General features: G+C 60.8%; 11 protein-coding genes. 3 read left to right on the forward strand and 8 right to left on the reverse strand.

Features of this window, described 5'->3' with window-relative positions:
* Nucleotides 1-9: 9 nt before the first annotated feature.
* The 3 genes from MKR05_RS12995 to MKR05_RS13005 all read right to left on the reverse strand — a co-directional run bounded on the left by MKR05_RS12995 (nucleotide 10) and on the right by MKR05_RS13005 (nucleotide 3,641).
* Nucleotides 10-1,332 carry an MFS transporter gene (locus MKR05_RS12995; RefSeq protein ID WP_017900001.1) on the reverse strand — a complete coding sequence of 441 codons (1,323 nt, stop codon included), beginning with the start codon at nucleotides 1,330-1,332 and terminating at the stop codon, nucleotides 10-12.
* A 271-nt stretch (nucleotides 1,333-1,603) separates the two neighbouring features.
* Nucleotides 1,604-2,635: an inner membrane protein YhjD gene (gene yhjD, locus MKR05_RS13000; RefSeq protein WP_012967097.1), complete on the reverse strand. Its 1,032-nt coding sequence runs from the start codon at nucleotides 2,633-2,635 to the stop codon at nucleotides 1,604-1,606.
* 106 nt (nucleotides 2,636-2,741) lie between these two features.
* A complete protein-coding gene (locus MKR05_RS13005; protein ID WP_023291285.1) occupies nucleotides 2,742-3,641 on the reverse strand; it encodes a LysR family transcriptional regulator in 900 nt (299 codons plus the stop codon).
* A 119-nt stretch (nucleotides 3,642-3,760) separates the two neighbouring features.
* Here MKR05_RS13005 and MKR05_RS13010 point away from each other — a divergent pair, with 119 nt between their 5' ends.
* The gene (locus tag MKR05_RS13010) at nucleotides 3,761-4,519 is read left to right on the forward strand and encodes an SDR family NAD(P)-dependent oxidoreductase (RefSeq protein WP_023291284.1); all 759 of its coding nucleotides are present in this window, start codon (nucleotides 3,761-3,763) and stop codon (nucleotides 4,517-4,519) included.
* Nucleotides 4,520-4,553: 34 nt separating this feature from the next.
* On the opposite strand, the gene MKR05_RS13015 is transcribed toward MKR05_RS13010, so the two are convergent.
* The 3 genes from MKR05_RS13015 to MKR05_RS13025 all read right to left on the reverse strand — a co-directional run bounded on the left by MKR05_RS13015 (nucleotide 4,554) and on the right by MKR05_RS13025 (nucleotide 8,194).
* Entirely contained in the window at nucleotides 4,554-5,087 is a 534-nt protein-coding gene (locus tag MKR05_RS13015; protein ID WP_023291283.1) for a GNAT family N-acetyltransferase, read from the reverse strand.
* A gap of 66 nt (nucleotides 5,088-5,153) precedes the next feature.
* Nucleotides 5,154-6,806, reverse strand: a complete 1,653-nt coding sequence (locus tag MKR05_RS13020; protein ID WP_023291282.1) for an alpha,alpha-trehalase — start codon at nucleotides 6,804-6,806, stop codon at nucleotides 5,154-5,156.
* A 239-nt stretch (nucleotides 6,807-7,045) separates the two neighbouring features.
* Nucleotides 7,046-8,194 (reverse strand): iron-containing alcohol dehydrogenase, encoded by a 1,149-nt coding sequence (locus tag MKR05_RS13025; RefSeq protein ID WP_048298541.1) that lies wholly within the window; start codon nucleotides 8,192-8,194, stop codon nucleotides 7,046-7,048.
* A gap of 126 nt (nucleotides 8,195-8,320) precedes the next feature.
* Between MKR05_RS13025 and MKR05_RS13030 the strand changes: the two genes are divergently transcribed.
* Both MKR05_RS13030 and MKR05_RS13035 read left to right on the forward strand, forming a co-directional pair.
* Nucleotides 8,321-8,944 (forward strand): glutathione S-transferase family protein, encoded by a 624-nt coding sequence (locus tag MKR05_RS13030; protein ID WP_048298718.1) that lies wholly within the window; start codon nucleotides 8,321-8,323, stop codon nucleotides 8,942-8,944.
* A 195-nt stretch (nucleotides 8,945-9,139) separates the two neighbouring features.
* On the forward strand, nucleotides 9,140-10,231 hold the full coding sequence (locus MKR05_RS13035) for a serine hydrolase (RefSeq protein WP_048298540.1): 1,092 nt from the start codon (nucleotides 9,140-9,142) through the stop codon (nucleotides 10,229-10,231).
* A 32-nt stretch (nucleotides 10,232-10,263) separates the two neighbouring features.
* On the opposite strand, the gene gorA is transcribed toward MKR05_RS13035, so the two are convergent.
* Both gorA and MKR05_RS13045 read right to left on the reverse strand, forming a co-directional pair.
* Nucleotides 10,264-11,616: a glutathione-disulfide reductase gene (gorA, locus tag MKR05_RS13040; protein ID WP_048298539.1), complete on the reverse strand. Its 1,353-nt coding sequence runs from the start codon at nucleotides 11,614-11,616 to the stop codon at nucleotides 10,264-10,266.
* A 72-nt stretch (nucleotides 11,617-11,688) separates the two neighbouring features.
* Nucleotides 11,689-12,531: a 23S rRNA (adenine(2030)-N(6))-methyltransferase RlmJ gene (locus MKR05_RS13045; protein ID WP_004204945.1), complete on the reverse strand. Its 843-nt coding sequence runs from the start codon at nucleotides 12,529-12,531 to the stop codon at nucleotides 11,689-11,691.
* Nucleotides 12,532-12,660: the final 129 nt, after the last annotated feature.

The raw sequence follows: 12,660 nt of genomic DNA on the forward strand, positions 1-12,660 counted from the left end.
GGCGAAGGATCACAACGACTGGTGGCGGGTCTCGTGGGTCAGCAGCAGGGCGATCAGCGTCAGCGCCGCCATCGCCGCCAGATAGGTGCCGACCGCCGCGAGGCCATAGTTGCCCTGCAGCCAGGCGGCAATGTACGGCGCGACCGAGGCGCCGAGGATCGACGACACGTTATAGGAGAACGACGCCCCGGTGTAGCGCACTTCCGTCGGGAACAGCTCCGGCAGCAGCGCGCCCATCGGGCCAAAGGTCAGTCCCATCAGGCTTAAGCCCAACAGCAGGAAGGCAAAGACCAGCAGCGGGTTACCGGAACCCAGCAGCGGTTTAAAGGCGAACAGGGCGAACAAAATAATCATCGTGGTGATGATAATCATGCTCTTACGACGACCAAAGGCGTCCGCCAGCAGGCCGGCGATCGGCACCATCACGCCAAAGCCAATCACCGCCATCATCAGCATCCACAGTACTTCGTTACGCGGCAGGCCCAGGCCATTCGGCGCCGCGCCGGTGCTGAAGGTCATCGAGTAGACGGTCATGATGTAGAACAGGGTATAGGTTGCCAGCATGATGAAGGTGCCCAGCACCGTCACGCGGACGTGTTTGGTCAACAGGGTACCCAGCGGGATTTTGACCTGTTTTTTCGCCGCCGCCACTTTGGCGAAGACCGGGGTCTCATGCAGCGAAACGCGAACATACAGACCGATGATCACCAGCACCGCGGAGAAGATAAACGGCACGCGCCAGCCCCACTCCATAAACTGCTGATCGGTTAACAGCCAGGAGAGCAGCAGGAAGGTGCCGTTGGCGAAGAAGAAGCCGATCGGCGCGCCCAGCTGCGGGAAGGAGCCATACAGGGCGCGCTTGCGCGCCGGGGCGTTTTCCGTTGCCAGCAGCGCTGCGCCGCCCCACTCCCCTCCGAGGCCAAGTCCCTGACCGAAGCGCGCCAGCGCCAGCAGCATCGGCGCGACAATGCCAATGCTTTCATAGCCGGGCAGCAGGCCGATCACCACAGTGGAGATCCCCATGGTTAACAGCGAGGCCACCAGGGTGACCTTCCGGCCGACGCGATCGCCGAAGTGGCCAAACAGCGCGGAGCCGATTGGCCGGGCGACGAAGGCGATGGCGAAGGTGGCCAGCGACTGCAGGGTGGCCGCGGCGGCATCGCCCTGCGGGAAGAAGATATGCGGGAAGACGATGACCGCGGCAGTGGCATAGATGTAGAAGTCGAAAAACTCAATGGCGGTGCCAATGAGCGAGGCGACAACGACTTTATTGCGTGAGTTGACCGGGGCGGTTTCCTGCGTGTTTTCGAGTGTGGTGGCTGTGGCTTGCATAGATCTTTCTTATTTTTGCGCGAACGAAAAGCCATATAGCCACAGCCACCGGGACATTTCAATCTGTAACAAACGCGGAAAATGAGCAAAAAAGAGGCAAAAAGCGGATAATTTTTACGCCAGAAAAAATAGTTCTATGAAATGCTTCACACAATTAAAAAGATAGAGAATAAAACCAGTTTTTCGTTAAATAAAAGTTACGTCCTGGATTTATCTGCTGAAATCAAGCGCGAGGATGAATTTTGCCTCTTTTATTCATCCTCGCAATACCTCAGCGGTGGGTTTTGCCCGGCATCCGCCGGTCGTCTTTATACTCCGCGGTGGCGATCCACGCGGCGCAGAACAGCGTCAGGCGGGCAAAGAAATAGAAAAAGGCCATCAGCCCCAGCACCGATCCGAACGCTGCCCCGGAAGGGGATTTCACCAGCGCCGGCAGCGTCCAGGTCATGACGATTTTGATGATTTCAAAGCCAATCGCCGCGATAAGCGTGCCGCGAAACAGGGCTTTGCGCCGCGGACGGTGGCGCGGCAGCCGCCAGAAGATCCAGAAAAAGAGCAGATAGTTGGCAAAAATCGAGATGGCGAGACCGATCAGCCGCCAGGCGGGTTTCAGCCATTCAATATTGTCCAGATACAGCGCGGAGATAATCAACTGCTGGGCGGAACCGGCGACAGAGGTGATCGACAGCGTAATAATCAGCGCCACCAGCAGACCGATCAGCGAGATAAGATCGCGGAAGTATTTTATCCAGATTTTCTCCTCGTCCTGCGGCCGGCGCTCCCAGACGTCGCGCGACTGAGCGCGGATCGCTTCGCGCAGGTTGCCCATCCAGTTAATACCGGAATAGAGCGCCACCAGCAGGCCGACGAGGCCGACGGCGGTGCGCTGCTGCACCGCGGTGTTGATGGTGTTTTTCAGCGTCGCCGCCAGCGTCGGGTCGCTGACGTTTTGCAGAATTTTGTCGAAAATGTCCTGCAGCAGGGTCGGATGCCAGGCCAGCACGAAGCCGGCGGCGGCAAACGAGACCATCAGGATCGGGATCATCGACAGGAACGAGAAGTAGGTGATGGCCGCGCCGAACTGATTGCCCAGCCGGTCGTTGAAGCGCTCTGCGGCGCGTATCAGGTGGGCGATCACCGGGTTGCGCTGCACTTTGGCCGCCGTTCCGGTGACGGTCTTCAGCGCCTGGCTGGCTTTTTGCCCGACGGCCGTGTCATTGAGAGCGTCGAGGGGGCTTTTGTTTTTCTCCGGCTGCGTGTCCGGTTCCTGTGGGGGGCGTCGATCGTCGTTTTCCGGCGTCATACGTGATTTCTTCCTTTTTTACCGCGAGATTCAGCAAAAAGTATACCTTAAATGCCGTATCCTGCAGGAACGCATCTGCCCGCCCCCCGTTCACCCTCCGCGCGGATCAATCGACGTAATCTTTCATCAGCCCGCCCAGCCACTCCATAAACAGATGCACGCGGCGGGAGAGATTGCGCCGGTGCGGGTAGATAAGCGAGACCGGCAGCGGCTCAGCGCGGTACTGGGGCAGGATCTCAATCAGTTCGCCGGCGCGTAACGCCTCGCGCACGCCGGTGCGTGGCACCTGAATAATTCCCAGCCCGGCGATACAGGCCGCCTGATAGGTTTCCGTGCTGTTGACCGTCAATATGCCGCCGCTTTTTACCCAGCGCACGGCGCCGTCGATCACCACCTCGAAGCCGGAAGGACGGACCCCGAGGGTGCTGGCGTAGTGGATCAGGGCATGATCCGCCAGATCCTCCAGGGATTGCGGGTAGCCAAAACGGGTCAGGTAGTCCGGGCTGGCGCAGTTAATTTGCGTCAGCTTGCCCAGCGGGCGGGCGATAAGCCCGGAGTCTTTGAGCGCGCCGACGCGCACCACGCAGTCAAACCCCTCGCGGATCACGTCCACCAGCCGGTCGCTGCTGCTCAGCTCCAGTTCGATGCCCGGATACTGCTGCAAAAAAGCCGGCAGGTGCGGGATCACCAGCTTTTTGGCAAAACCGACCGGCATATCCACCCGCAGCCGGCCGCTGATGCTCGCCGGATCGTGCTGGAACATACCGTCCAGTTCGTCGAGGTTGCTCAGCAGATCCTTCGCCCGCTCGTAGTAGACCATTCCATCCTGGGTGAGCTGAACCCGGCGGGTGGTGCGGTGCAGGAGCCGCACGCCAAGATGGCTTTCCAGAGCCTGAATCTGCCGCGAGACGCTGCCTTTCGGCAGCGCCAGGGTCTCGGCGGCGCGGGAGAAACTCTCCAGATCCGCTACGCGAATGAATAACTGCATTGCATGAATTTTATCCATGCCGATGGCCTATTGTTGTTGTGAATGAAACAGTAAAACGTAATGTAGCGTATTTATTGTTTCACTGGCAGTTAATAAGCTGGAACACAATCACAACGCAACCTGAAAGGGGTCTTCTGATGACACAACGTATCGCTTTAGTGACCGGCGGCAGCCGCGGTCTGGGTAAAAACGCCGCGTTGAAGCTGGCGGCGAAGGGAACCGACATTCTTCTGACCTATCACAGCAACCGCCAGGCGGCGCTCGAGGTGGTGGCAGAGATTGAGCAAAAAGGGGTGAAGGCGGCAGCATTGGCGCTGAACGTCGGCGATCCTTCAACATTCGACGCTTTCGCCAGCGAGGTGGCGCAGGTGCTGGCGCAGAAGTGGGGACGCACCACCTTTGATTATTTACTGAACAACGCCGGGATCGGCCTCAACGTCCCCTTCGCCGAGACCAGCGAAGCGCAGTTTGACGAGCTGATGAACATCCAGTTCAAAGGCCCGTTTTTCCTGACCCAGCGGCTGCTGCCCCTCCTGCAGGACGGGGGGCGCATCCTCAACGTTTCCAGCGGCCTGGCGCGCTTTGCCCTGCCGGGCTATGCGGCCTACGCCGCGATGAAGGGGGCGATGGAGGTTCTGACCCGCTATCAGGCGAAAGAGCTGGGCGGACGGGGGATATCGGTGAACATCATCGCGCCGGGGGCCATTGAGACCGACTTTGGCGGCGGGGTGGTGCGCGATAACGCCGAGGTGAATCGGCATATCGCCGCCCAGACCGCGCTGGGGCGCGTCGGGCTACCGGATGATATCGGCGACGCCATCGCCGCCCTGCTCAGCGATGAGCTGGCGTGGATGAACGCGCAGCGCGTGGAAGTCTCGGGAGGGATGTTCCTCTGAACCCCGCTGTCGTCAGACCGTGAGCGGCGGTGCGCTAGGGCGCATCGCCCTCCGCGCGCAGCCGACCAAACAGCCAGTCGTTGTGCCAGCGCCCGTTGAGCCAGTAGTTCTCACGCAGCTCCCCCTCCAGCCGGAAGCCGGCTTTGAGCAGTAACTGCTTGGACGCCTCGTTGCCGGCGGTGACGCTGGCGGTCAGGCGGCGGACGCCGCCGGTGGTGAAGGCGTAGTCGCACAGCGCGCGCAGCGATTCGTAGCCGTAGCCACGACCCTGCGCCGCCGGAGCGAAGAGAAAGCCGACCTCGGCAATGTCGCGCTGATGATGTTGGTAACCGGTGAGGCCGAGCGGGGTATGGGTCAGCCTGTCGCGCACCACCAGGCACAGCCAGTGTTCATCCCCGGGCGTCCACGGCGGCAGCCGCGAATCGAACGCCTCGCGGATGGCCGCCTGCGGCCTGGGGTCGGCCACGTAAAGCATGACCTGCGGATCCTGCTGCAGGGAAAGAAAAAACGACCAGTCGTCCAGCTGCAGCGGTGAGCAGCGCAGGCGCGGCGTCAGAAGTTCAGGCATAAGCGTCATTCCGGGCAGGGCGAATCCTCTGAACATAGCAGGAGAAGGCCGCCGGGAACAGCCCGACTAGGTTGGCTCGCCGTAGAGGCCAATCAGCCGGCGCACGACGCCGTTGGTCCAGCCGAAGCCATCCTGCAGGGGATACTCCCCGCCGCCGCCCTCATGCGGAACGCCGGTGGCGATGTGGTATTTCTCAATCAGCTTGTGGTGCTGCTTGTAGAAGTGGTTGACCGTCTGCAGCCAGCTCCAGGCGATCTCATCGCCCAGCGGATCCTGGCCGTAGCGTTTAAATCCCTGCACCGCCATCCACTGCAGCGGCGCCCAGCCGTTGGGTTTATCCCACTGCTCGCCGCTCTCGTATTCGGTGGCCATGATCCCGCCGGGGGTGAGCAGGCGGGCCCGCACCGCATCGGCAAGGCGTTCCGCCTGTTCGTGGGTCGCCAGGCCGACGTAAAGGGTGACAATGCTGGCGGCGGAAAACAGCGCCAGCTGTTCGCGGCGCCAGTCATAATCGCGAAAACAGCCGTTCTCATCGTCCCACAGATAGCGGTTAACCGCCGCCCGCCGATCCTGAGCCTTCTGGCGGAAGGCTGCTTCCGTCTCGCGATCGCCCTTCAGGCCGGAGAGGTTGGCGATGGTCGTCTCCAGCTTGAACAGGAAGGCGTTCAGGTCGATGGGGATAAACTGCGTGGTGCGGATACTGGCCAGTCGCGTGATATCCCGCAGCCAGCGGCTGGAGTAGTCCCAGCCGGACGCGGCGCCCGCCCGCAGGTCGCGGTAGACTTCATTGGCCGGCCGTCCGGAGTGTCGGGCGGTCTCCACGTCCTCGCGCCACGATTCATCCCGCGGCGTGTCCCGGTCGTCCCAGTAGCGATTGAGCAGGGAGCCATCCGGCATGCGCACCACGTGCCGATACGCCTGATGCGGGATCAGCGACTCGGCGCCGTCCATCCAGAAGGCATGCTCCATCTTCAGATGATCCAGATAGCGCTTCGCGCCGCGCACGCCGTCCTCTTCAAAGAGTTCGACCATCAGGGCGAACACCGGGGGCTGCGAGCGGCTGAGGTAGTAGGTGCGGTTGCCGTTCGGAATGTGACCGTAGGTTTCAATCAGCCAGGCGAAGTTATCGGCCATGCATTTCAGCAGATCTTCCCGGCCGCTCTCCGCCAGCCCCAGCATGGTGAAATAAGAGTCCCAGTAATAGGTTTCGCTAAAGCGACCGCCGGGCACGATATAGGCCTGCGGCAGCGCCAGCAGCGATGACCAGGGGATATGATCCTGAGGCTCGCGGGTCAACACCGGCCATAGTTTATCGATATGCTCTTTCAGCGTCAGGCTGGGGTCGGAGGTGTAGACGTCGGTATGGCTCTCCGGCAGCCAGAAATTATCCTCAACGAACTGCCGCAGGTCGAAATCGGGCTGGCGTTTGACCTTCCGGTAGTTCCGCAGGATGTCCAGCGGGTCGTGTTTCGGCGCGCAGTCGGGAAAAGTTTTGCTGTCGGCAAAAATGCGTGATTTCTGCACGTTGGTAAACAGCTCAAGATAGCGATCCGCCGGGGTGAGGGCATCGGAGGCCGGAAGCCCCTCGATCACCTCAGGCTCCGGTTCAGCGTCAATCATCTCATCCAGCTTTAATTCGTACGGATCGGCTTCGTAGCAGGGATCGATGTCGATCCTTAACTCGTCGTCTTCAACGTGGCGTAATTTCTGGCTGAACATAGCGATACGGACCTCCGGATAGCGTGAGTTCGCGGCCGGGCGTACCCGGCCTTGTCTTTTAAGCGTAGACAGTCGCTTCGGTGAGTGTGAAGTAAACTGTGCGTTAGATCACGCTTTTCCGCCGGCAGGGGACGCGGTGATTTCTAATTAACACCTTGATAAATAATAAATAAATCCGCGATTAGGTGAAGATAAAATTCGGAGCATTCATTATGCAACAAAATTTTATCCCGGCGCGCTCACTCCCACGCCGCCTCCAGCATCTCCAGCAGCTGTTGGCTGCTCAGGCTGACCGGATTGGCCTTCATCGACGAGGAGGTGCTGGCGGCCAGCGCCGCCGGCTCCAGGGCGTCGCGCGCCACGCCGAGGTCGCGCAGGGTGCCGAGACCGGCGCGATGGCTCCATTCCCGCAGGCTGTCCCAGACCCGATCCGCCGGGACCTCCAGCCCCTCGGCCAGCCAGCGGCGAACGTCGTTGAAGCGCTGGCGCAGGGCGGGGTCGTTTATCTGCGACTCATTCAGCGCCAGCCCAAACGGCAGCAGGCTGCCGCATAAGGCGCCGTGCGAGGCGCGGCTCAGGCCGCCCAGCGGGCCGGCGAGGCCGTGGATCACCCCCAGCCCGGCGTTCGCCAGCGCCACTCCGCCGCACAGGCTGACCCAGGCCATCTCGTCGCGGCTGGCCGGGCACTCTTTTTCCATCAGAACCTTCAGCGCGCGGATGCCGCGCGGGATCGCCTGCTGACAGAGGGCGTCGGTGAAAGGGGTGGCCCGGCTGCAGAGCCAGGGCTCGATCACCTGGGTCAGGGCGTCGAGGCCGGAGCTCAGGGTGATGCTGCGCGGCGCGTTGTCGGTTAGCGCCGGGTCGACAATGGCCAGGTCAGGCAGCATCCGGTCGTCGCGCAGGCTCACTTTCCGCTGCTGTTCCACGACGTTGAGCACCGCATTTTTAGTGACTTCCGCGCCTGTGCCCGCGGTGGTGGGGATCGCCACGAACGGCAGCGGGCTGGCTTCCAGCTGACGGCCCGTTCCCACGACTTCCAGATAGTCGATCAGCGGGCCGGTGGCGGGCGCCAGCGCCGCAATCGCCTTACCGGCGTCAATCACCGCGCCGCCGCCGAGGCTAACCACCGCCCTGATCCCTTTCTCGCGCGCCAGCTGGACGCCCTGCTCAATATCGATAAGCCAGGGTTCGCGGCTTATCGCCAGCGTCGTGACCGCCAGCTGCAGCGCCTCCAGCTGATGGCGGAGAAACGCCGCCCGCTGCGGGCTGGCGCCATGCACCAGCAGAACAGGACCGCCCTGCTGCGCCAGCCAGGGGGCGGCGCTCTGGGCCTGACCGCGGCCAAAACGAATATTTTCAGGCATCAAAACGGTAAAAGGGGTCAACATGTCGGGTTCCTTTTCGGCAAACAGGCTGGAATCAACTATACACATTATCCAGCGCTCTGCCTTGTTGCTGGCTGGCAATAGAGTAGAGTGAATGAACTCTCTTTTATGGCTGAGGAATCGCTGACGATGCTAACAATTCTGGGCAAACGCTCTTCAATCAATGTACGGAAAGTGCTGTGGACCTGCGAGGAGATCGGGCTGGCGTACCAGCAGGAGGATTACGGCAGCGGGTTTAAGCCCCTGGACACCCCCGAATTTCAACGCCTGAATCCTAACAGCCTGGTGCCGGTGCTGCTGGACGATGACTTTGTGCTCTGGGAGTCGAACAGTATCTGCCGCTATCTGGCGCGAAAAGCGGAGCGCTGGGATCTGCTGCCCGCCGAGCCGCAGCCCGCCGCCGAGGTGGAGCACTGGATGGACTGGCAGGCGACCGAGTTCAATAATGCCTGGCGCCATGCTTTTATGGGGCTGGTGCGTAAAGATCCCCGCTTTCAGGATCCGGCGGCGATTAAAGAGAGCATTGCCGCCTGGACCCACTGCGTGCGCATTGTCGAAGCGCAGCTGCAGCGGACCGGGGCGTGGGTCGCCGGCGAGCGCTTCACCCTGGCTGATATTGTGCTGGGCCTGTCGGTGCATCGCTGGAAGATGACGCCCTTTGCCCATCCGGAAATGCCGGCCGTGGAGCGCTGGTATATGGCGCTCAATCAGCGCCCGGCGTTTATGCGCCATGGAAATAACGGCGTGGCGTAGCGAACGGGCCAGGGCCTTATCGATTTTTCAGCGTATTCGCTTTGCACTGGCGGGGTAATGCCGCTACGATCCCGCGTCTATTTTTTATCCCATCCCAAATAACGTGTGGCAGGCAGGTGCAGTTTGAAAAAACGGTTAGGCCTTGTGCTACTGGCATTACTGTTGATTTCAGGCTGTTCCGGCACGCTGTCGCAAATGAGCCCGCCCAGCAATGAAACCAGTCTGACAGGGCGCAACGGTCAGCGGCTTTCCGTCGATGATTATGTCAGGCATTACATGCGCGAGAAGCAGGTCAGCGGCATGGTGGTGGCAATTATTCATCATAACGGCCCGGCGGAGTTTCACTGCTTCGGCGTGACCGATGACCAACATCGCTACCCGATAACCCCGCATACGCTGTTTGCCCTCGGCTCGCTGAGCAAAGGGGTTACCGCCGAAGTGGTCACGATGCTGGTGAACGAAGGCCGTTTCCACTGGCACGACACGCTGCAGATCCTGCTGCCGCCGGGTACCGCGCTGAGTGAGGATGCCCGTAAGATAACCTTGCTGCAGCTGGTGACGCATACCTCAGGGCTGCCGCGGCAACCGATGAATATGCTGTCGCTTGAGCACCTGCTGGCCTATCTCAACGATGGCGAGAACTTCTACCATGAGCTCGATGCCGATGGCGTACTGAGTTATCTGCAGAATTTCCAGGCCCCGGCGGAACCGGCGCCGAGTTACTCCAACCTCGGCTACGCGATCCTCGGCTATCTTCTCCAGTACCAGACTGGCGAATCGATTGAGACGCTGGCCTCGCGGATGATCTTCCGCCCGCTGGCGATGGGGAACACCAGCTTCCTGCCGCAAACGCTGCGTGATTATCCGTGGCGGGCGCTGGGCCATGCTGGCGATCAGCCGAAGTTTAAACCCCGCGGCGCGCTGACGCCGGACTGGCAGTTCCGTCATAACATGGTCGGCGCGGCGAGTTTGTACAGCGACGCCGGGGATCTGATTCACTATGCCCGCGCCCACTTCGCGCCCACCGGTCAGGCGGCGCTGGACCAGGCGTTCCGCGACGTTAGCGTCGACTATTATCCGCGACGGATTGAAGCGGCGAATATCGCCTGGGTAACAGACACGTTCGGCGAGCAGCAATTAACCTATCAGGTGGGGTACATCGGCGGCTATTCGAGCTATATCGGTTTTGATAAAGCGAATCAGAATGCGGTGGTGGTGCTGCAAAACAGTTTTAACTGGAGCAACTATATCGGCCACCAGATCCTGCTTCACCTGGCGGCGCAATAAAAAAGCCCCGTCCGGAGACGGGGCTGCGCGCCTTAGCGCATGGTGACAAACTCTTCTGCCGCCGTTGGGTGAATAGCGACGGTGTTGTCGAAGTCTTTTTTGGTGGCGCCCATCTTCAACGCCACCGCAAAGCCCTGCAGCATCTCATCCATTCCGAAGCCGATGCCATGGATACCGACAATCTTCTCTTCCGGGCCGACGCACACCAGCTTCATGCGGCACGGCTGGCGGTGCGAGGTGACGGCGGTGTACATCGCGGTGAAGGAGGATTTGTAGACCTTCACGGCGTCGTCGCCATACTGCTCGCGCGCCTGCGGCTCGGTTAAGCCGACGGTGCCGATAGGCGGGTGGCTGAAGACCACGGTCGGAATGTTGCTGTAGTCCAGATGCTCTTCCGGTTTGTTGTTAAACAGGCGTTCGGAGAGACGACGGCCTGCGGCCACGGCCACCGGGGTCAGCTCAACGGCGCCGGTGTTATCGCCCACGGCGTAGATGCCCGGCACGCTGGTGTTCTGGAACTTATCGACGACGATGTAGCCTTTATCGTCAGTTTTCACGCCGGTAGCCGCCAGGTTGAAGTTATCGGTCGCCGGTTCGCGGCCAATCGCCCAGATCAGGCAGTCAACGGTCTGGCTGCGGCCATCTTCCAGCTCAAGGGTCAGGCTGCCGTCGGCATGCTTCACCACCGCTTTCGGGATGGCGTTGGTATGCAGCTGCGGACCTTCGGCGTTCATCACTTCCACCAGCGTTTCGACGATCAGCGGATCGAAGCTGCGCAGCGGCGCGTGCTTGCGCACGAACAGGTGGGTTTCAGCGCCGAGGCCGTTAATCACCCCCGCCAGCTCAACGGCGATGTAGCCCGCGCCGACCACCGCCACGCGCTTCGGCAGCGCCGGCAGTTCGAAGAAACCGTCGGAATCAATACCGTATTCCACGCCCGGAATGTTCGGGTGGCTCGGACGGCCGCCGGTGGCGATCAGGATATGATCGGCCGTAATGGTTTCGCCGTTCACTTCCACGGTGTGGGCATCGACAAAGCGCGCAAAGCCTTTGATCACGTCGACGTTGTTCTTACCCAGCACGTTGTCGTAGGAGGTATGAATGCGGTCGATATAGGCGCTGCGGCTGGCGACCAGCTTCTCCCAGTCGAAATGGTTGATGGTGGTATCGAAACCGTAGTCCGGGCCGTAAAGATGAATCGCTTCGCGGATCTGCGCCGCATGCCACATCACTTTTTTCGGCACGCAGCCGACGTTGACGCAGGTGCCGCCCAGCGCTTTGGCTTCAATCAGCGCGCACTTCTGGCCGTACATGGCCGCACGGTTAATCGAGGCGATACCGCCGCTACCGCCGCCGATGGCGAGGTAATCATAATGTTTGCTCATGACCATATGTCCTTAATCGTTGATTGCCGCGATTGTAACGCGAGGCGTAAAAGGTTCCACCGATGGTTGCGATTACTCCGGCACGATCCAGCTGACGGTCGTGTGACCGGTACCGGCCGGCACCAGCTTGCTGTGCAGCCACGGCAGCACATTGTTCATCTGCTGCTCCAGCTTCCACGGCGGGTTGATGACGATCATCCCGGAGGCGGTCATGCCGCGCTGGTCGCTGTCAGGACGTACCGCCAGCTCAATCTGCAGAATCTTGCGAATGCCAGTGGCTTCTAAGTCTTTGATCATGCGTTTGATCTGCGCGCGCAGCACCACCGGGTACCACAGCGCGTAGGTGCCGGTGGCGAAGCGTTTGTAGCCTTCGTTAATTCCGGTCACCACCGCCTGATAGTCGGTTTTAATTTCGTACGGCGGGTCGATCAGAATCAGACCGCGGCGCGAGACCGGCGGCAGTTTGGCTTTCAGCTGCTGGTAGCCATCGGCTTTATCGACGCGCGCGCGGCTGTCTTTCTGAAACTCGGCGCGCAGCAGCGGGAAGTCGCTCGGGTGCAGCTCGGTCATCTGCAGGCTGTCCTGCTCGCGCAGCAGCTGGCGGGCGATCAGCGGAGAACCCGGGTAGTAGCGCAGCTGGCCGTTACGGTTGAAGTGTTCGACCACCGAAATATAGGGCTCAAGCTCTGCCGGCAGGTCGTCCTGCTGCCAGATGCGGGCGATGCCTTCGAGATACTCGCCGGTACGCTCGGCGTGCTCGCCGCTCAGCTGATAGCGGCCCGCGCCGGCGTGGGTGTCCAGGTAGAGAAACGGTTTTTCTTTCTCTTTCAGCGCTTCAATGATCAGGCTCTGAACGGTGTGTTTGAGGACGTCGGCGTGGTTGCCTGCGTGAAAGCTGTGGCGATAACTGAGCATGGATGCAGAGATTCCGGGAAATAAACAAGTTAACCGATAGTTTACCGCAGATCGGCCGAGATTACCGCTGCGCCGCCGCGCTGTTTCATTTCTGCCAAAAGCGTTGCAAAACATAACACTGTCATAAAA

It is taken from the genome of Klebsiella sp. K5-204, from assembly GCF_030128585.1.
GTDB classification, from domain to species: Bacteria; Pseudomonadota; Gammaproteobacteria; order Enterobacterales; family Enterobacteriaceae; genus Klebsiella; species Klebsiella quasipneumoniae.

Bases quoted from the DNA above. Each gene is read 5' to 3' on its own strand.
- MKR05_RS12995 (WP_017900001.1), bottom strand. From the start codon at position 1,332: ATGCAAGCCACAGCCACCACACTCGAAAACACGCAGGAAACCGCCCCG.
- yhjD (WP_012967097.1), bottom strand. From the start codon at position 2,635: ATGACGCCGGAAAACGACGATCGACGCCCCCCACAGGAACCGGACACG.
- MKR05_RS13005 (WP_023291285.1), bottom strand. From the start codon at position 3,641: ATGGATAAAATTCATGCAATGCAGTTATTCATTCGCGTAGCGGATCTG.
- MKR05_RS13010 (WP_023291284.1), top strand. From the start codon at position 3,761: ATGACACAACGTATCGCTTTAGTGACCGGCGGCAGCCGCGGTCTGGGT.
- MKR05_RS13015 (WP_023291283.1), bottom strand. From the start codon at position 5,087: ATGCCTGAACTTCTGACGCCGCGCCTGCGCTGCTCACCGCTGCAGCTG.
- MKR05_RS13020 (WP_023291282.1), bottom strand. From the start codon at position 6,806: ATGTTCAGCCAGAAATTACGCCACGTTGAAGACGACGAGTTAAGGATC.
- MKR05_RS13025 (WP_048298541.1), bottom strand. From the start codon at position 8,194: ATGTTGACCCCTTTTACCGTTTTGATGCCTGAAAATATTCGTTTTGGC.
- MKR05_RS13030 (WP_048298718.1), top strand. From the start codon at position 8,321: ATGCTAACAATTCTGGGCAAACGCTCTTCAATCAATGTACGGAAAGTG.
- MKR05_RS13035 (WP_048298540.1), top strand. From the start codon at position 9,140: ATGAGCCCGCCCAGCAATGAAACCAGTCTGACAGGGCGCAACGGTCAG.
- gorA (WP_048298539.1), bottom strand. From the start codon at position 11,616: ATGAGCAAACATTATGATTACCTCGCCATCGGCGGCGGTAGCGGCGGT.
- MKR05_RS13045 (WP_004204945.1), bottom strand. From the start codon at position 12,531: ATGCTCAGTTATCGCCACAGCTTTCACGCAGGCAACCACGCCGACGTC.